Below are 17,800 nucleotides of genomic sequence, written 5' to 3'. Positions count from 1 at the left end.
AAACTCGGCTTTTTCGCAGCAGAGCAACCCTAAGTCCGACAGGCTCCTAGACCAGGCCAATACGGCAGCACCATTCTGTGCCGCCGGGTTACAGTCACTCCCTTGCAGTATACTCCCGGCGCCATCAATACACAGTCACCATCAGTATTAACAGGATGATGCTATGCAAATACACCACCATATCACCCCGCTGCGCGAGGCCCTGCGCGGCGAGCGCCTGGCTGGCAAGCGTATCGGCTTCGTGCCCACCATGGGCAATCTCCATCGCGGTCACATCAGCCTGATTGAGCGGGCGCGGCAGAGCAACGATGTGGTGGTGTGTTCGATTTTTGTCAACGGCTTACAGTTTGGCAAAAACGAGGATCTGGACAAATACCCGCGCACCTTCCAGGACGACTGCGACAAGCTGGCGGCGGCGGGCTGCGACTACGTTTTTCATCCCGATGACCGGGAAATGTACCCCAATGGTATGGAGGCACAGACCCGGGTGATCTGCCCGGTAATGACCGACGTGCTCTGCGGCGCCAGTCGGCCCGGTCACTTCGAGGGGGTAACCACGGTGGTGACCAAGCTGTTCAATATCGTGCAGCCGGATGAAGCGGTGTTTGGCAGCAAGGATTACCAGCAGTTAGCGGTGATTCGGCGCATGGCGGCAGACTTGTGCATGCCGGTGCAGATTACCGCTGGCGAGACCCTGCGTGAGGCGGACGGGCTGGCCATGAGTTCGCGCAACGGCTTTATTACCCCGGCGGAGCGGCCGCGGGTGGTGCAGCTGAACCAAAGCCTGAACTGGGCTGTCGACCAGATTCGCGCCGGGCGCAAGGATTTTGACCGGATTCAGCGCGAGGCCTGCCAGCAGATTGAACAGGCGGGTTTCAAAGTGGACTACTTTGCCATTATGAACAGTGACAGCTTGCGCCCGGCAGCGGCGGAGGACCAGCGCATTACCCTGTTGGGGGCGATGTTCGTCACTGGCGCCAGGCTTATTGATAATGTTTCGGTGACGCTCAGTTGACAGGTGCGGGACAGTCGCGGAGTAGTGCGGCCTGATCGGCGCACAGGGCAAGGGCTGTTGGTGCTGGGGTTCTGTCGCCGGCACTCTATCCCGGGCTCTTTATCCCGGACTCTTTATCTAAGGTATTGTTTCGCAGGTATTGTTTCGCAGGTATTGTTGCGCAGAAACTGCAGCAGCAGGGAGTGAATCTTGTGGATTGCCCCGCCAGGCCCCGGGGATTCCGACCAAAGTAGGGTGTTGTCCTTGCCGCAGGTGCCCTAAGATGGACTCAGTCGAACAATAAATAGTGATCAGATTGGAGTTGATATGTCAGAAGTTCATTTATACCCGGTATCTGAAGAACTCGCCCGGTCCGCCTGGATTGACAAAGACAAGTACGAGGCGATGTACAAGCAATCGGTGGAGGACCCGGATACTTTCTGGGCCCAGCAAGCTGAGGAGTTTCTCACCTGGAGCAAACCCTGGGAGACGGTCCAGCAGTTTGACTTCCACAAGGGCACTGCCAGCTGGTTTGAGGGTGGTGAGCTGAATGCAAGTGTCAACTGCATCGATCGACACCTGCCGGCCAGAGCCGACCAGGTGGCCATTATCTGGGAAGGGGATGATCCCAATGAGGATCAAAAAATCACCTACCAGGAGCTGTACGACGAAGTCTGCAGGCTCGCCAATGTGCTCAAGGAGCGGGGCGTCAAGAAGGGCGATCGGGTTTGTATCTACCTGCCGATGATTCCCCAGGCGGCTTACGCCATGCTGGCCTGCGCCAGGATTGGTGCGGTCCACTCCATTGTCTTTGGCGGTTTTTCCCCCGAGGCCCTGCAGGGGCGTATTCTCGACTCTGACTGTAAAGTGCTGATCACTGCCGATGGCGGTGTGCGCGGTGGCAAGTCTGTGCCCCTGAAAGGCAATGCGGACAAGGCACTGGCCAAGTGCTCGGGCGTGCACACCTGCCTGGTGGTAAAACGCACCGGCGGTGAAGTGGCGTGGACGGAAGGCCGGGATATCTGGTACGGCGAGGCAACTGCCACCGCCGCCGGTGACTGTGAACCGGAAGCCATGGGCGCGGAAGACCCGCTGTTTATTCTCTATACCTCTGGCTCGACCGGCCAGCCCAAGGGTGTCTTGCACACCACCGCCGGCTATCTGCTGCAGTCTGCCATGACCCACAAGTACACCTTCGATTACCACGAGGGTGACGTCTACTGGTGTACCGCGGATGTGGGCTGGGTCACCGGGCACAGTTATATCGTCTACGGGCCGCTGACCAATGGCGCCATCACCTTGATGTTTGAAGGAGTGCCGACCTACCCCAGTGCCGCTCGCTGCTGGGAAGTGGTGGACAAGCACCAGGTCAATATTTTCTACACCGCACCGACGGCGATCCGGGCCCTGATGGGGGCCGGTAACGAGATGGTCACCGGCACCTCGCGAGCTTCATTGCGCCTGCTGGGTACCGTGGGTGAGCCCATCAACCCCGAGGCCTGGGAGTGGTACTACCGGGTAGTGGGAGAGTCACGCTGCCCGATCGTCGATACCTGGTGGCAAACTGAAACCGGTGCCCATATGCTGACCCCGCTGCCGGGCGCCACCGATCTCAAGCCCGGCTCGGCGACCCTGCCCTTCTTCGGTGTACAGCCGGTAATTCTCGATGCCGAAGGCAAGGAGATTGAGGGTGCCTGTGAGGGCTCACTGGCGATCAAGGCCTCCTGGCCGAGCCAGATTCGCACGGTTTACGGGGATCACCAGCGCTGTATTGACACCTATTATTCCACCTACCCGGGTTACTACTTTACCGGTGACGGTGCCCGTCGCGATGCCGACGGTTACTACTGGATAACCGGCCGGGTCGACGATGTGCTCAACGTCAGCGGCCATCGCATGGGTACCGCCGAGATTGAGAGCGCGCTGGTACTGCACCCGGATATCGCCGAGGCGGCGGTGGTGGGCGCACCCCATGACGTTAAAGGGCAGGGCATCTACTGCTACGTAACGCCCATGGCCGGAGTCGAGCCTTCGGATGAGCTGCGCAAGGCGCTGGTGCAACTCTGCGTGCAGGAGATCGGCCCCATTGCCAAGCCGGACTGGATCCAGTGGGCGCCGGGGCTGCCCAAGACTCGCTCGGGCAAGATCATGCGCCGCATCCTGCGCAAGGTGGCGGCCAATGAACTGGAAAACCTGGGTGATACTTCCACCCTGGCCGACCCCGCGGTGGTGGATGAGCTGATCGAAAACCGGCTCAATCGCTAACGGCTAGACAGGGCTCCGCGGCTGGTCCGCAGAGCTCTGTCTGCTTCTTCAAGCGGTTGCCCGGCTAACTCCGGACCGCTATCTCCTGCTACAATTCCTCCTGTTGCATTTGGTCAACCCCGGATTCATGCACCCGTGAATGAATCCGAGGTTGCCCAGCTATTAACAGGCGGCATTTATACCGCGCAAGCTCTGCCAGAGCGGGAGGAAACCATGTCCGGTCGTGACCCTACAGATTTAGATGCATTTCGCGCCGCCATGGGCGATGTCAAGCCGATCAAGGCCGAGCCCCGAGTGGTGTTGAAAAACAGCGCGGAAAGTCGCTTTAACAGCCTCGAGCGGCGCAAGGCGGCCACTGCCGATATGCGCCGCTCAAACAATCTGTTATCGGGTGATTTCGTCGAGCAACTGGACCCCCACGCGCTGCTGGAATTCAAGCGCCCCGGTGTGCAAAACGGTGTCTATCGCAATTTGCGCCTCGGTAAATACAGCATTGAAGCCCGTCTCGACTTGCACAACCACACCATTGAGCAGGCGCGCAATGCGCTCTTCACTTTCGTCAAGGATTGCCTGCAACACGATATTCGCTGTGCCCTGGTGACCCATGGTCGCGGTGAGGGGCGGCAGCAGCCGGCACTGATCAAGAGTTGCGTCGCTCATTGGCTGCCGCAACTGGACGAGGTACTTGCATTTCACTCCGCACAGAAACATCATGGCAGCACTGGAGCGACTTACATTATGCTGCGCAAGAGTGATCGCAAGCGCCGCGATAACCTCGAAAAGCACCAAAAGCGCCGTTCCTGACCCGGTAATGTTAATTCTGGTAAGCAATCAATCGATGCAGCTTGAACCGCTGTTCAGGGTACAGTCGTAGTCGATTAAAACCTTTAGTAAGGAGAAAGCATGGAGTTCAATCTCGATCAGGTAATGGAAAAAGCCCCCGAGTTATTTGTCACCTACGGTCTCAAGCTGTTGATGGCGATTGTCGTCTACATCGTCGGTAAGTGGATCGCCAATACCATCGCCAACGGGCTGATGAAAGGGCTTAATTCGAGAAAAGTGGATCCGACCATCGGTCGTTTTACCCGCAATATCGTTTATTACGTACTGTTGGTCATCGTCGTTATCGCCACCCTCAGCCAGTTGGGAATCCAGACGGCGTCGTTTGTGGCAGTATTGGGTGCGGCCGGTTTGGCGATTGGCTTTGCCCTGCAGGGCTCGCTGGCGAATTTTGCCGCCGGGGTGTTGTTGATTTTGTTTCGCCCGTTCAAGGTGGGCGACTATGTGGAAGCCGGTGGTTCCGCCGGTGTGGTCAAGGAGATCTCTATCTTCTCAACCATTTTGACCACCCCGGACAACAAGGTGGTGACCATCGCCAACAATGCGGTAATGGGTAATATCATTACCAATTACTCCGCCATGGCCACCCGGCGCGTCGATCTGGTTGTCGGGGTCGGCTACGGCTCGAACCTGGCGTTGGTGAAGCAGACGTTGCAGGAAATTGCCGATGCCGACGAGCGCGTGTTGAAGGACCCGGCGGTGACCATTGGCTGCCTGGAGCTGGCGGATTCGTCGGTAAACTTTGCCTTCCGCTGCTGGGTAGACACCGCCAATTTCTGGCCGGTTAAGTTCGCCCTGACGGAGAAAATCAAAACCCGTTTCGACGAGGTGGGCATCGAGATTCCGTTCCCGCAACTGGACGTGCATCACGACAAGTAGTGCGCGGCTCAGGCAACAAAAAAAGCGGCCAGTGGCCGCTTTTTTAATGTGTCTGTACTCTGGGCCGAACGACTGTTTGTGTTCGCCGGCCCGCTGCTTGTTTGTTAACCGGGTTTACTTAAGCCTGCTGGTTAAAGGCCGGCGCCAGATCATCGGCGGCGATCAAACCCAGAATGGCGAAGTAAGATACAAGTGTTAAAGCTCCAATAATCATTTTACACCTCGTGCGTGGGTTGGTTGCAGTTCTCGTTTCTCTTTGATGCGTGAGTAATAATAGAGAATTGAATACTAAGGTGGGTCAAGCACGGGTAAAGATCTGTGTGGCTTTGTCGGCCGGGGTAAAGCGGCATGTGCGGCGCTGATTTATACCTGGTGTGGCTGCAGCTCGATACTCTCGATACGCCGGCTGAACAGGCGCAGTTGTCCGCGATAGCGATTTTCGCCGGTGACGGTAAACTCGAATTCGTACTGCCGGCGCAGGCCGAAATTGCCGCGCTGGTCGCGACCGATGGAGATGCGCACCAGGGCGATCGTCTCATCCAGCAGCTGCACCTGCATCCGCTCGCAGTGCTGGCGCGCGCAACCGAGGGCACGATCGCGAAAGCCGGCATTCTGCCAGGCCAGGGCGGCGACCAGGATAACGGCAAAAGCGATTACCAAGTGGCTGAGGGTCATATAATGGCCTTGTAATTTATAAGTAACGCCCTGCTGCAGATTGCTGTTAAGGCCGCTGTGATGGGGGTAGGATAGAGGATATAACAAGCACGCAGGGCGTGAAACAACCTGGCAGGACAATTGCTATGAATATATCAGAAAAACGCAAGCAGGCGGCGCGGGAGCGCTTTACCCTGTACGCCAACACCCTCCGCAAGCAGGACCTCAAGCCGATCTTTGAGGCCGCTCGTGGCAAGCTGCAGCGAGTCGGTCGCAGTATTCCCGAAACACTGGCGTCGATATGGGAGGATATCAAAACCGCGTCCGCACTGATGGGCAGTTACAGCAGTGGCACCTATCGGGAGGTCCCCTGGCGCACGCTGGTGGCCCTGGGTGGAGCGATGTTGTACTTCGTGACCCCGCTGGATGCCGTGCCGGATTTTATTCCGCTGGCAGGCTACCTGGACGACGCCTTTATTTTCAAGCTGGTGTTTGATCTGGTGGGCAAGGATCTGGAAGACTACAAACGCTGGCGCGACGGCGGCCTGATCATCGACCAGCCGGTGCAGAAGGAACCGGTGCATTGAGTTTCCCGGGTGGCGCCGGCGTGAAACCAGCAGGGGGATACCTTTCGCTGTGAATGCTGTGAATGTGGTGAATGCAGGGAATAAAGAGGAGGCGTGAGCTTCTTTACTTGTGCTGACCGGCCAGTTGCCAGGGAGGCAATGTTTCGGTCATAAAAGTTACCGCGATAAAAGTTACTAAAAAAGGGAAGGCGTTATGACAGCAGAACTGGTGACAGTCAATATCCAGGCCGGAGTGGCCGATGTGCGTCTCAATCGGCCCGACAAGATGAACGCCCTTAGTATCCCCATGTTCGATGCCATCGCCGAGGCTGGCAAGCAGCTGGTCAGCAATCGTAAAATCCGGGCGGTGGTGCTGTCCGGCGAAGGGGCCTCGTTCTGTGCCGGCCTGGACCTGGAGAACTTCGCCGACCCGCAGGCCTTTGCCGATCCCTTTGGCCCCGGGCGGGGTGGCTTTACCCCGAATTTTTACCAGGCCTGTGCCGCTGTCTGGGCCGAGGTGCCGGTGCCGGTTATCTGTGCCCTGCACGGGGTTGTGTACGGCGGCGGTTTGCAGATCGCCCTCGGCGCGGATATCCGCATCGCTCATCCGGGCAGCCGTCTGTCGCTGATGGAAGTCAAGTGGGGCCTGGTCCCGGATATGGGCGCAAGCCAGAACTTGCGCGACCTGGTGCGTCTCGATGTGGCCAAGGAGCTGATGTTCAGTGGTCGCATAGTGGCGGCGGAGGAAGCCCGGCAATTAGGCCTGGTAACCCGGTTGCACGACGCGCCGCGCGAAGCGGCGTTAAAAATGGCAGTGGAAATTGCCAGCCGCAACCCCGATGCCGTGTGCTTTGGCAAATACCTGCTCAATAACACCTGGCATGGTGACCGCCATAGGGGGCTGCAAACCGAGGAGTATATCGCCACGCGGGTACTCCACAGCCACAACCAGAAAGAGGCGGTGATGGCGCAGCTGGAAAAGCGCACCGCGGCCTTTAGCGAGCGCCAAATCACCGATTTCAACGATATCTCAATAGACTGACGGCCCAATAGTTAGGCCGTTCAGCAGGCGGGTTGCCCCGGCGTGAGCTGTCGGCCGTCATATTTCTGCCACGGTTTTATCACCTGATTGTCACAGGACTGCAGTAATTTGGCGGCTGTTCTGGAGGGCAATCGAGATGATCAATATAGAGCAAACCGTCTGCAAAAAATTTCCCGCATTTACGCAGCAGCCGCAATTAATAAAAAGATCCACCTTTTCCCTGCTGCGCAAGCTGGCCCATGAGCAGGAGATCAACAGTTTCCTGGCCGAGCACACCGGCGCCGCACCGATCGAGTTTATCGACAGTGTTTTCGATTATTTCAACTTCAGCTATACCGTCTCCAGTCGCGACAAGGGCAATATCCCTGACCAGGGCGGGGTAGTCATCATCGCCAACCACCCCATTGGCTCGCTGGACGGGCTGGCTATATTGCGGATGGTGTATGAGGTGCGCCCGGACGTAAAAATTCTCGCCAACGATATGTTGATGAATTTCCAGGACCTGCACCCGCTGTTTATCGCCGCCGATAATATGGGTGGCTCCAGGGTGATGAAAACCTTTCGCGCCGCCCTGCGCGAACTGCAAAACGGCCACGCAGTGATCCTGTTCCCCGCCGGCGAGGTTTCCCGGGCCCGACCCTCGGGGGTCAAGGACACCCGCTGGCGCCCCGGCTTTCTGCAGTTGGCGCGGCGCAGCCAGGTGCCGCTGTTACCGGTGCATATCCGGGCCAAGAATTCGCTCTGGTTCTACAGCGCTTCCATGCTCTACAAGCCGCTGGGTACCGCACTGCTGGCGCAGGAGATGTTCAACAAGCGCTCCGCCACCATCCACTTTCGCATCGGCGAGCCGATTCCCGCAGCCGCCCTCGAGAGCGACAGTTTGAACGACAAGGCTTTGATTGCGCGCCTGAAGAAGCACCTCTACAAGGTGGGGCGGAAAAACAAGCGACCCAGTTTTGTCACTGAGAAAACCATTGCCCACCCGGAAGATCGGCGCTTGTTGCTGGCTGAAATCAGCACCATGACCTGTCTCGGCAGTACCCGGGATGGCAAGCGGATTTTACTGACCGGGTATCAGGGCAGTCCGGTGATGATGCGGGAGATCGGGCGCCTGCGGGAAATAACCTTTCGCAAAGTGGGCGAGGGCACCGGCGCCCGGCGCGACCTCGATCGCTTTGATCGCAACTACCTGCACCTGGTGCTGTGGGACCAGGAGGCGCTGGCGGTGGCCGGGGCCTATCGGCTCGGGGATATGCAACGGATACTGGCCGACAGCGGTGAGCAGGGGCTGTACACCCGCAGCCTGTTCCAGTTCCAGCCGGCCTTTCAGCAGTTGCTGGAGCAGGGTATCGAGCTGGGGCGCAGCTTTGTCAGCCCGGCCTATTGGGGCAAGAGCAGTCTCGATTATCTCTGGCAGGGTATTGGCGCCTATCTCCAGCACCGTCCCGAGGTGCGTTACCTGGTCGGCCCGGTAACCGTGAGCGCCCGCTTCCCCAAGCCACTGGTGGATCACCTGGTGTACTACTACAAGACTTACTACGCCAGTGCCCAGGCGCTGGCGTGTGCCAACCAGCCCTACTGGCTGGAGCCCCAGCGCCGCGCAGAACTGGTGCTGGAGTACCAGGGCATGGACCGCGAGGCGGGTTTCAATCACTTGCAGCAAGTTTTTCAGGCGCAGGGGGAAAAGGTGCCGGTGTTGTTCAAGCAGTACGCGGCACTGTTCGAGGAGGGCGGGTTTCAGTTGCTCTCCTTCAGTGTCGACCCGGATTTTTCCGACTGCCTGGACGGCTTGTTTGTGGCGGATCTCAGCAAGATGAAGGCCGCCAAGCGCAAGCGCTACCTGGGGAGCTGAATCGGATTTGGGGGCATGAGCCGGCCCTGGCGCAGCGGCGGCTAATCCGGCGGGTTCAGCTGCTGCGCCTGCTTGTCCAGTAGTCCCGCATAGCCGGACTGCAGGCCGCTGACTTGCAGCCAGGTGTCGTCCAGCAGATGATCCTGGCACTGCAGTCGCTGCAGCAGCGGTGAGGTGCTGCACTCGCCGGCGTGGACCAGCAGCCCGCCGCGGACCTGTTGCTGCAGGGCCTGCTGGCACTGTCGCTGCAGAGCTGACTGCTGCAGGCGCACACTGAGCTGGCTGGAGCGCTGCAGGGCGAAGACCGCCGCGGCGTAGTGCAGCGGAATGCCGTCGCGGCGACCGTCCAGCAGGCGAAACAACAGCTGGGCGGCACAGATGGCGCGGAACACGGTGTTTTCCAGGTCGTCGCCCTGGAAGTGCAGTTCAATATCCCGGTTGTCGGCGGCGTGGATGCGGCCGCTGTAGATGGTGTTGATGCCGCTCAGGTAGCGCTCCATGTCGGCCACCAGCTGCTGGCGCAGGGAGGCGCTGAGTTGGCGTTCCAGCGCCGGCATATTCAGGCAGTGTAATTTCAGGGCGATAAATATGGCTCCCTCCCCGGTCTGGTTGCGGCCCGGGAGGGCGATATCGGCGTCGCTGTCAGCGGCGGCTTCTGTGGCGGAGTTGGCTGCCGCCGGCGACGGCTCCGGTTTTTTGCGCAGGTTCAGCGTGCTCAGGGCCAGCAGGGCCAGGCACAGCCCCACCAGGCCGAGCAGCCAGGCATTGTCGCGCTGTTCGTACAGCGCCTGGGTGTCCAGGGTTACTGTCACGTAGCCGGCAATACTGTCCTGGAAGGTAATCGGTGCCGAGTAGGAGCGGGTTTGCTCCGGCAGGAAGCCGCGGCTGATGGCGTTACTGCCGGCCTGCACCAGTAGCTGGTTTTCCACGTCGTGGATGGTGGTGCTGAGCACGTGCGGGTTGCGGGCCACGTCGCGCACGGTGACCTGCAGGCTGACCAGGTCGTGATTGAGCGTGGCGTCAGTGGCCTGGCGCGCGGCGAGGGAGGCCAGCGCATTGCCATAGTGGTTGTTGCGCTTGTCCAGCAAGCTGGATTGCTGTGTCTGGAAGATGCTGGCGCTCAGCAACAGGGTGATGAGTGCCGTCAGGCTGGCTAAAAACAAGGGCGTGCGCAGCAGCTGTAGCACAGTTTGCAAAGGCATTTGGGTGTATTCGTATCTGGCGGTGGAGTCAGGCCGCACGCCTGATCGGTGTGGCGGCAGAGAATATTTCAGTCTGACTGACGAGTAAAGCTATAATGCCGCTACATTTTACTGGTAATTGAGCCCTGCGTGTGAAAGAAATACTTTTAATCAATATTTCCGGTGCCGACAAGCCCGGTGTCACCTCCGCCATGACCAGCATTTTGGCGCAATACAAGGCCAATATCCTGGATATTGGCCAGGCGGTTATCCACGATAACCTGACCCTGGGGTTGCTGGTGGAAATACCGCCGGAGTACGAGTCGTCGCCGGTGTTAAAAGATGTGCTGTTCAAATCCCACGAGCTGGGCATGCAGGTGCGTTTCCAGCCGATTTCCGAGGCGAGCTACAGTCACTGGGTCAGCCAGCAGGGCAAAGATCGACATATCGTGACCCTGCTGGCGCGCAAGATCACCGCCCAGCAGATTGCTGAGGTGACCACGGTGGCCAAGCAACACGGTCTCAATATCGACAACATCAGTCGCCTCTCCGGTCGGGTGCGGCTCGACTGCGAAAGCAGCCAGACCAAGGCCTGCGTGGAGTTTTCGGCGCGGGGCAATACCGCCAACCTGGGGGCGCTGCGCTCGGATTTTATGGAGCTGTCGGTACGTCTGGACGCCGATATCGCCTTCCAGGAAGACAACATCTATCGCCGCAACCGGCGCCTGGTCTGCTTCGATATGGACTCCACCCTGATTGAGGCCGAGGTGATTGATGAACTGGCCAAGGCCGCCGGAGTGGGCGACGAGGTGGTTGCCATTACCGAGGCTGCGATGCGCGGAGAGCTGGATTTTAAAGAGAGTTTCAGCCGCCGCGTGGCCCTGTTGAAGGGGCTGGATGAGTCGGTGCTGGCGGGTATTGCCGAGCGATTGCCGGTGACCGAAGGCGCCGAGCGGCTGGTGTCGACGCTGAGCAAGCTGGGCTTTAAAACCGCGATTCTGTCCGGCGGCTTCAATTATTTCGGCCGTTACGTGCAGAAAAAGTTGGGTATCGACTACGTCTATGCCAATGAGCTGGAAATCAAGGACGGCAAGGTGACGGGCAATGTCAGCGGCGAGGTCGTCGACGGCGAGCGCAAGGCGCAGTTGTTGCGCGAACTGGCGGCGCGGGAGAACCTGTCACTGGAGCAGGTGATTGCGGTGGGCGATGGGGCCAACGATTTGCCCATGCTCAGTATCGCCGGGCTGGGTATTGCGTTTCGGGCCAAGCCATTGGTAAAGGCCTCGGCCAAGCAGTCGATCTCTAATCTCGGTCTGGACGGCATTCTCTACCTGATCGGTTTTCGCGACCGGGACGAGAACAGTATCTAGAAGCTAGCCCTCCATATTGAAGTCGTAGTTCATGGACTGGGCCGGCCCCTGCAGGTAGTGCCCCTGGATATAGTGCACGCCGGTTTGCCAGAGCGAAGACAGCACGCTGGCATTTTCGACGTAGGGCACAATGGTGATTTTTTGCGCTTCCAGCAACTGTTTGATCAGATTCCTGAGCACCGCCGACCCCTCACTGCTGCTTTGAATGTCCCGGGTGAATGAGCCGTGCACCTTGACGTAGTCGGGGGTGATGTGGTCCAGGTTGTCGAACGGGTTGAGGGCACAGCCGAAGTTGCTGAGCGAGGTGCGACAGCCAATGGCAGCAATGGCTTTGAAGAACTTTGCGGCCGCCTCCAGGTGACCACTGACACTGCGCTCATCGACCTGGAAAATAACGGCGTCGGTGCTGAGGTTGGCGGCCTGGAAGGCCACCTTGAGCCATGGGGCCAGGGTCTCGTCGAGCATGGACTGGCTGCTCAGGTTGAGCAGGACGCGGGTCTTGTGGCCGCCGGCGCGGTGGGCGGCCAACATCTTGATGGTCTCCAGGATGGCCCAGCGATCGATCCGGGTGCTGGCGCCTTTCTTCTCCGCTGCCTGCATAAAGTCGCTGGGTGATACCAGCTCGTCGTTTTCGTCCAGCATGCGCAGCAGCACTTCGTAGTGCTCATCCTCGGAGCCGCGCAGGCTGATAATCGGCTGGAACATCAGCTGGAAGCGGTTGTTGCTGAGCGCGGTTTGTACGGCCTTGGCAATTTCTTCCGCGCTTTTTTCCTCTACCGCGGGGGCGGGCTCGTACAGCTGGCAGGCGTTGCCGGCCAGTTCTGTGTGCAGGGTCTCGACCGCTTTCAGGGCATTGTTGATGATGTCTTCGGCGCTGTGACTGGTTTCGTTGGCCACCGCGATGCCGATACTGGCGGTGACCTGGCCGCTGTAATCGCCAATGGTGATGGTGTGCGCTTGCAGCTCTCGACACAGCTGTGCCGCGCGCTTGAGGGCGGCTTCCGCACTCTGGTTGGGGCACAGCAGCATATAGCTGTTGTCGCTAAAGCGGGCCAGGGACTCGGCGTCAGCGCTGCGGGCGCGGAGAAAGTCGGCAACTTCAATGACCAGTTGCTCCGAGCCGCCAACGCCCAATTCTGGCAGCAGGGTTTCAAAGAAACCGTCCAGCTCGATAAAGAGCAGGGTGGAGGTGGCCTGCTGGTCGAGGTTTTTCGATATTTCCTGCTCCAGGCGCTCGGTCAGGGACTGGCGGTTGAGCAGGTTGGTGAGCGGGTCGCACTCCTTGATTTGCTGCAGCTGTGCCTGCAGCGGGTTGTCGCCGGCCTGCTCTGCGGAGGGCAATTGAAACTGGATGCAGAGTTCTTCATCGTAGAAGGCCGTGGCGACATTAACCGTTACTGAGCGGGTTGAGCCGTCCCCGCAGATGCCGGCGAAGGTTAGCTGGCACAGCTCGGCCTCTTCCCCTTTGAGCGAAAAATCTTTCAGGAATTGCCGGGTCTTGTCCTGCTCTGCCGCAGTCACCATATCGATAACGGGCACACAGTCGAGGTCGTCGCGATCGCTGTAGCCAAAGCATTCGGCAAACGCCTGGTTGACGTACAGAAACATGCCGTCGTGAACGTAGGCGATGGCATCCCGGGAGCTGTCCAGCAGTTGCTGCCCGCGACGCTCGGCTTCGCGCAACTTGCGGTCGGCCAGGCGCCGGCGCTGGCGGTGCTCGCGGTTTTCCAGTTCCCGCTGCATAACCAGCAGCAGGTGTTGGTCCTGGTCCAGTTGCACCACGTCCCGGGCGCCGAGCTTAAGCCCCTCCACCACCGCTTGTGACGCTTCGCCATCGCTTATCAGGATCATGGGTAGATCCTTGTTGAGGCGGTTGATCTGGCGCAGGGCGGTAACCGGGGGCAGTTGGGTGCTGCTCTCGTGGGCGATCAGCAGGTCCCAGATCTGCTCTTCCAACAGCTTGATAAAAGCTTCTTCGCTTTCGGCATGTTGCGGGCGGACAGAGCGGCCGGCATTTTGCAGCATGCTGACCAGCCGTTCGACTTCATCGCGGGAGTCATTGATGATCAGCAGGCGAATGGTTTCGTTGGCGCTCATAAAGTTCTGCAATATTCCCTATTTTGAACGATGCAAGTCAAAGTCGGCTGGCAGCCGGGTTCAAAGGCGATAGTGGTCCTGTTTGACGAGCCTCGGCGGGAGGGAGTTGGAAATTGATATACGGCGAAGGATATAGCTATTTCTGGCCAAATGTAAGGGATAACAAGCCCTGGTTGGGTTGAGAACAGGGTAAATGATCGCCAGTAGCCGAAGGGGCGGTGCCGGGTTGGTAAAAGTGTGATGCAGGTCTCAAAAAATCACTTCCCGGCGTTTACCAACTGGAGCGGATGCCGCCATCTTCATCGGGAGGGGCAACGGCATCACTGGCAGTTTGCTGCAGGCGATATTTGAATATGCAGACACTGGCGCTGGAAAATTGCAGCTCACTCAACAGTGCCGAACGGGTCTGGTTGCCGTCCCTGATCCTGACTTTGTTGCGCGCGCGAAACGGATGGGCGGCGGTAACCAGGCGAGTGTACTCTTCGCTGTGGCGGGATTCGGTTGCCAGCATCGCGCGCATATACACATTGTCTTCGCCGATTTTTTGCAGTTGTTGGGCTGCGGCGGCCTTGATTTTGTGGGCCAGCACCTGGATACCCAGCTGGGTGCCGTGCTTGTGTTGTTTGGCCCAGCGGATGACGCCGAGACGATAGTCGCTGCTGCCCGGTTCACGCACGCTGATGATTTCACCGGCCTTGAGCTGGGACGGCGCCTCGCCACGCCAGTCGAGGCGGTAACCGTCGCTGCTGAAATCCAGCATTTGCACCGGGTAAATGGTCGGTTGGGCGTTCCCCGGCTGATCGTTGGCGTCGCCCTTTGCTTTGGCGTCCATGTCGAGACTCAGGTTCAGCTCGACATTGCTGCGTCCGAGCCCTTCCGAATCAAAGGCGTTGTCCCACGGGTCGCCGGCCCCGCTCTCGTCACTGAGGCTGAAGTTGTAGCGCGAACTCTGGGTACCGCGGATAAATTCATTGAAGGATTTTTGCTGGGCCAGGTGGAAGTGAATGTTGGTCAGTCCGATGGCGACCTCCAGTTCGGCCTGGCGCTGGTTCCTGGGGTTCAGGCGCTCCAGTTTTGTGCCCCAGGTGGTCAGCAGGTGCTGCAGCAAGTGAGCGGGCAGGCTGGCGGGTAACTCGATAATTGCCTGGCCTTCGGCATCGCTGTCCAGTTGTTTGGCGATGGTGTCCAGCAGGTGGCTGAGCACCAGCTGTCGGCATTCCGGCGTGCGCGGTTCGGGCAATTCGGAGGCGTAGCGGGGCTCGCTATTGGCGCCCAGGTCGATGCCGTAGAGATCACGTGTGGCGTCGCTCAATGGCGCCAGTTGTACCAGGGTTGACCAACTCTCCGTCAGGTCGTAGACGATGCGGACTTCCTTGGGGGTGAGTTGATTGGGGCGGGCGCAGGCCAGCAGCGTGATGCGAAAGTACGCTTGTTCGATGCTGTTGGCGCTGCGTGTCTTCAGCAGCGGGTCGAGGCAGGGAAATTTAAGCAGCTCGAAACTCTCGGCGATCCGGTACAGGGTATTGATTTCCAGCCACAGGCGGGCGGTGGGCTGGGTGTAGATTTGCGAGCTGCGCAGGAATTGCAAGCCGAGGCCACTGAGGGCGCGGTGCACCGCCGTGGCGAGGGTCTTTTTTTCCGCACCTTTGAAATTGCCACCGGGGCGAGCCCGCGTTATCTCTCTCACTACCTGGTAATAGCCAACGCTGAGGTGGCGTTGCAGCGCCTGGGCGACGATGGCGGTTTTCATGGCTGCGTCCGAATGCAACAGTGGCTGCTCCAGGAAGTGCTTGGTCAAACCCTGGATGGTCTGCTGCACACAGGGGCGCAGGGCTTCCAGTATTTCCAGTCGATTGCCGGCGGAGGTGTTGAGGCGAGGTATTTCCGGTACCGCTTTGTAGAGTATGGTGCCGGTGCGATTCATCTGCGTGACCGGCAGGCTTTCTACCCAGGACGTAAGCGCGGCGACCCGACTGCTTTTGCAAAAGCTGAGCGAGTTCAGATTGGTGTCTGGCAGCTCCAGTGCTGTGATCAGAGAATTCAAGTCGGCCTGCATGCTCATCTTCTTAGTCTGTACTCCCTTGCTATTCGATTCGCGCAAACGCCAGGTTTGCGCGGATTCACCGCGGGCGAACAGGTTCTGTCTTCGGGCGGAGATTACCAGTATTTACAGTAATCGTCTGGATAAAGTTTAGCAGTTTAGCACGGGCGGGTCGCAGTGGTTGTCCGTGCGGCTAGTTTGGGCTCTTAACTGACCAGGGTTTTACCGCTGGCCCCGGCATCATCTCGCGCCAGCCTCGGCACCAGGTAGCCGGGCAGGCGCGCCTGCAGCTGACGGTGCAGGGCAATCGCCCGGGGCTCGTCAACCCCGAAGTGAGCCGCCCCCTGGACTCGGTCGAGTAAATGCAGGTAGTAGGGCAAGACGCCCTGTTCAAACAGCGCCTCACTCAGCTCCGCCAGGGTTTGCGCACAGTCGTTGACACCCTTCAGCAACACCGACTGGTTGAGCACAGTGATGCCTGCGTCGCGCAGTTGCGCGATCGCGCCGCCCACTGCGGCATCGAGCTCCTGGCGATGGTTGATGTGCAGTACCACGCTGCAGTGCAACCTGGAGCCCGCCAGCCAGCCCAGGGTGTCGGTGGTGATGCGCTGCGGGATGACCACCGGCAGGCGGGTATGCACGCGCAGGCGGCGAATGTGAGGAATGGCTGCGATCGAGTCAACCAGCCATTGCAGGTGCCGGTCCGGACTGGCGAGTGGGTCGCCGCCACTGAAAATGACTTCGCTGATACTCTGGTCGGCGCGCAATTGGGCGAATACTTGCTGCCACTGCTGGCGGCCGGGATTGTTGTCCTGGTAGGGGAAGTGGCGGCGAAAACAGTAGCGGCAATTGACCGCGCAGTTGGGTGCGACAATCAGCAGCACTCGCCCCCGGTACTTGTGCACCATGCCGCTGTGGGCGTTGTAAGCCTGCTCCTGCAGCGGGTCGGTGCTGTACCCCTCGGTCTCTTCAAGCTCCGCGGCGAGCGGCAGTACCTGGCGCAGCAACGGGTCATTGATGTCGCCCTTGCGCATGCGCTGCAAGAAGGGGCGGGGTACTTTGAGGCTGAAGTCGCGGCTGGCGAGGCGGGCGTGCTCCAGCAGTGTCACTGGCAGGTCGAGCTGCTGCAGCAACAGCGCCGGGTCGCGCACGGCATCGATCAGCTCTTCTTGCCAGGTTTTTTCGGGGTGTGTTGGCAGCAGTTGGGACATATCCGGGTATCATCAGCGCAGCGGGTGGCGCATTGTAGCAATGAATATCGAACAGGTCTTTCCCCTCTGCTGGCCATTGCCAGCGCATTAGACTGCTGCTGGCGGCTTATATCGCCGCAGCGGCTGCTGTATAATGCCGCCCTCAAATTCAACCGGTAATTATTTCAGCGCTACACTAGTTCAATTACCAATACCTACAGCAATAGCAACTGAAGCAGAGAGTGACTATGAGCACCTACTCCACCAACGAATTTCGCAGCGGCATGAAAGTCATGCTCGACGGCGAGCCCTGTGCCATTTTGGATAACGAGTTCGTCAAGCCGGGCAAGGGCCAGGCCTTTAACCGGGTCAAGCTGCGCAACCTTAACTCGGGCCGGGTCTGGGAGCGGACGTTCCGTTCCGGCGAGAGCCTGGAGGCCGCCGATGTGCGCGACCACGAGATGGAGTACCTCTACAGTGATGGCGAGTTCTGGCACTTTATGGAGCCCACCACCTTTGAGCAGCACCAGGCGGATGCCAAGGCGGTTGGCGATTCTGCCAAGTGGCTGAAGGAGCAGGACAAGGTCACCGTAACCCTGTTCAACGGCGCGCCGCTGGCGGTTACCCCGCCCAATCACGTGGAGCTGGAAATTGTCGAAACCGATCCCGGCCTCAAAGGCGACACCGCCCAGGGTGGCACCAAGCCGGCCAAGCTCTCCACCGGCGCCGTGGTCAAGGTGCCGCTGTTTTTATCGGAGGGCGAGGTGATTCGCGTCGATACACGCACCGGCGAATACCTGAGCCGCGCCAAAGACCAGTAATTCCTTTG

General features: G+C 59.2%; 14 protein-coding genes. 9 read left to right on the top strand and 5 right to left on the bottom strand.

The annotated features are described in order from the left end of the window. Positions 1–163 precede the first annotated feature (163 nt). The 4 genes from panC to G8764_RS17455 all read left to right on the top strand — a co-directional run bounded on the left by panC (position 164) and on the right by G8764_RS17455 (position 4,978). Complete coding sequence (gene panC / locus G8764_RS17470) at positions 164–1,015, top strand: pantoate--beta-alanine ligase (protein WP_166165953.1); 852 nt, start codon at positions 164–166, stop codon at positions 1,013–1,015. Between the two features lie 306 nt (positions 1,016–1,321). Next, entirely contained in the window at positions 1,322–3,259 is a 1,938-nt protein-coding gene (acs, locus tag G8764_RS17465) for an acetate--CoA ligase (protein ID WP_166165952.1), read from the top strand. A gap of 135 nt (positions 3,260–3,394) precedes the next feature. Next, positions 3,395–4,063 carry a DNA endonuclease SmrA gene (gene smrA / locus G8764_RS17460; protein ID WP_425049215.1) on the top strand — a complete coding sequence of 223 codons (669 nt, stop codon included), beginning with the start codon at positions 3,395–3,397 and terminating at the stop codon, positions 4,061–4,063. Positions 4,064–4,162: 99 nt separating this feature from the next. Next, complete coding sequence (locus G8764_RS17455; RefSeq protein ID WP_166165951.1) at positions 4,163–4,978, top strand: mechanosensitive ion channel family protein; 816 nt, start codon at positions 4,163–4,165, stop codon at positions 4,976–4,978. Between the two features lie 363 nt (positions 4,979–5,341). Here G8764_RS17455 and G8764_RS17450 read toward each other — a convergent pair whose 3' ends face one another. Beyond that, positions 5,342–5,653, bottom strand: a complete 312-nt coding sequence (locus tag G8764_RS17450) for a DUF3301 domain-containing protein (protein WP_166165950.1) — start codon at positions 5,651–5,653, stop codon at positions 5,342–5,344. A gap of 125 nt (positions 5,654–5,778) precedes the next feature. Here G8764_RS17450 and G8764_RS17445 point away from each other — a divergent pair, with 125 nt between their 5' ends. From G8764_RS17445 to olsF, 3 genes are all read left to right on the top strand, one after another. Next, positions 5,779–6,219 (top strand): YkvA family protein, encoded by a 441-nt coding sequence (locus G8764_RS17445; RefSeq protein ID WP_166165949.1) that lies wholly within the window; start codon positions 5,779–5,781, stop codon positions 6,217–6,219. A gap of 193 nt (positions 6,220–6,412) precedes the next feature. Then, the gene (locus tag G8764_RS17440) at positions 6,413–7,240 is read left to right on the top strand and encodes a crotonase/enoyl-CoA hydratase family protein (protein WP_166165948.1); all 828 of its coding nucleotides are present in this window, start codon (positions 6,413–6,415) and stop codon (positions 7,238–7,240) included. 136 nt (positions 7,241–7,376) lie between these two features. Continuing rightward, positions 7,377–9,092 carry a bifunctional ornithine lipid synthase OlsF gene (gene olsF / locus G8764_RS17435; RefSeq protein WP_166165947.1) on the top strand — a complete coding sequence of 572 codons (1,716 nt, stop codon included), beginning with the start codon at positions 7,377–7,379 and terminating at the stop codon, positions 9,090–9,092. Between the two features lie 41 nt (positions 9,093–9,133). Here olsF and G8764_RS17430 read toward each other — a convergent pair whose 3' ends face one another. Further along, entirely contained in the window at positions 9,134–10,294 is a 1,161-nt protein-coding gene (locus G8764_RS17430; protein WP_166165946.1) for a hypothetical protein, read from the bottom strand. Positions 10,295–10,425: 131 nt separating this feature from the next. On the opposite strand from G8764_RS17430, the gene serB reads away from it, so the two are divergent. Beyond that, positions 10,426–11,643 carry a phosphoserine phosphatase SerB gene (serB, locus tag G8764_RS17425; RefSeq protein ID WP_166165945.1) on the top strand — a complete coding sequence of 406 codons (1,218 nt, stop codon included), beginning with the start codon at positions 10,426–10,428 and terminating at the stop codon, positions 11,641–11,643. A 3-nt stretch (positions 11,644–11,646) separates the two neighbouring features. Here serB and G8764_RS17420 read toward each other — a convergent pair whose 3' ends face one another. The 3 genes from G8764_RS17420 to epmB all read right to left on the bottom strand — a co-directional run bounded on the left by G8764_RS17420 (position 11,647) and on the right by epmB (position 16,992). Next, on the bottom strand, positions 11,647–13,740 hold the full coding sequence (locus G8764_RS17420; protein ID WP_166165944.1) for an EAL domain-containing response regulator: 2,094 nt from the start codon (positions 13,738–13,740) through the stop codon (positions 11,647–11,649). Positions 13,741–14,011: 271 nt separating this feature from the next. Then, on the bottom strand, positions 14,012–15,802 hold the full coding sequence (locus tag G8764_RS17415) for a hypothetical protein (protein ID WP_207951942.1): 1,791 nt from the start codon (positions 15,800–15,802) through the stop codon (positions 14,012–14,014). Positions 15,803–15,987: 185 nt separating this feature from the next. Next, on the bottom strand, positions 15,988–16,992 hold the full coding sequence (gene epmB / locus G8764_RS17410) for an EF-P beta-lysylation protein EpmB (protein WP_166165942.1): 1,005 nt from the start codon (positions 16,990–16,992) through the stop codon (positions 15,988–15,990). A gap of 227 nt (positions 16,993–17,219) precedes the next feature. Here epmB and efp point away from each other — a divergent pair, with 227 nt between their 5' ends. Next, on the top strand, positions 17,220–17,792 hold the full coding sequence (gene efp, locus G8764_RS17405; RefSeq protein WP_166165941.1) for an elongation factor P: 573 nt from the start codon (positions 17,220–17,222) through the stop codon (positions 17,790–17,792). Positions 17,793–17,800 lie beyond the last annotated feature (8 nt).

The sequence above is a fragment of the Pseudomaricurvus alcaniphilus genome (assembly GCF_011440395.1).
In the GTDB taxonomy this organism is placed as follows: Bacteria; Pseudomonadota; Gammaproteobacteria; order Pseudomonadales; family Cellvibrionaceae; genus Pseudomaricurvus; species Pseudomaricurvus alcaniphilus.
This window is presented reverse-complemented; position numbering and strand designations above follow the sequence as displayed.

What these genes read in the sequence shown, in the direction of transcription:
- panC (WP_166165953.1), top strand. Translation starts at nt 164, where the DNA reads ATGCAAATACACCACCATATCACCCCGCTGCGCGAGGCCCTGCGCGGC.
- acs (WP_166165952.1), top strand. Translation starts at nt 1,322, where the DNA reads ATGTCAGAAGTTCATTTATACCCGGTATCTGAAGAACTCGCCCGGTCC.
- G8764_RS17455 (WP_166165951.1), top strand. Translation starts at nt 4,163, where the DNA reads ATGGAGTTCAATCTCGATCAGGTAATGGAAAAAGCCCCCGAGTTATTT.
- G8764_RS17450 (WP_166165950.1), bottom strand. Translation starts at nt 5,653, where the DNA reads ATGACCCTCAGCCACTTGGTAATCGCTTTTGCCGTTATCCTGGTCGCC.
- G8764_RS17445 (WP_166165949.1), top strand. Translation starts at nt 5,779, where the DNA reads ATGAATATATCAGAAAAACGCAAGCAGGCGGCGCGGGAGCGCTTTACC.
- G8764_RS17440 (WP_166165948.1), top strand. Translation starts at nt 6,413, where the DNA reads ATGACAGCAGAACTGGTGACAGTCAATATCCAGGCCGGAGTGGCCGAT.
- olsF (WP_166165947.1), top strand. Translation starts at nt 7,377, where the DNA reads ATGATCAATATAGAGCAAACCGTCTGCAAAAAATTTCCCGCATTTACG.
- G8764_RS17430 (WP_166165946.1), bottom strand. Translation starts at nt 10,294, where the DNA reads ATGCCTTTGCAAACTGTGCTACAGCTGCTGCGCACGCCCTTGTTTTTA.
- G8764_RS17420 (WP_166165944.1), bottom strand. Translation starts at nt 13,740, where the DNA reads ATGAGCGCCAACGAAACCATTCGCCTGCTGATCATCAATGACTCCCGC.
- G8764_RS17415 (WP_207951942.1), bottom strand. Translation starts at nt 15,802, where the DNA reads ATGAGCATGCAGGCCGACTTGAATTCTCTGATCACAGCACTGGAGCTG.
- epmB (WP_166165942.1), bottom strand. Translation starts at nt 16,992, where the DNA reads ATGTCCCAACTGCTGCCAACACACCCCGAAAAAACCTGGCAAGAAGAG.
- efp (WP_166165941.1), top strand. Translation starts at nt 17,220, where the DNA reads ATGAGCACCTACTCCACCAACGAATTTCGCAGCGGCATGAAAGTCATG.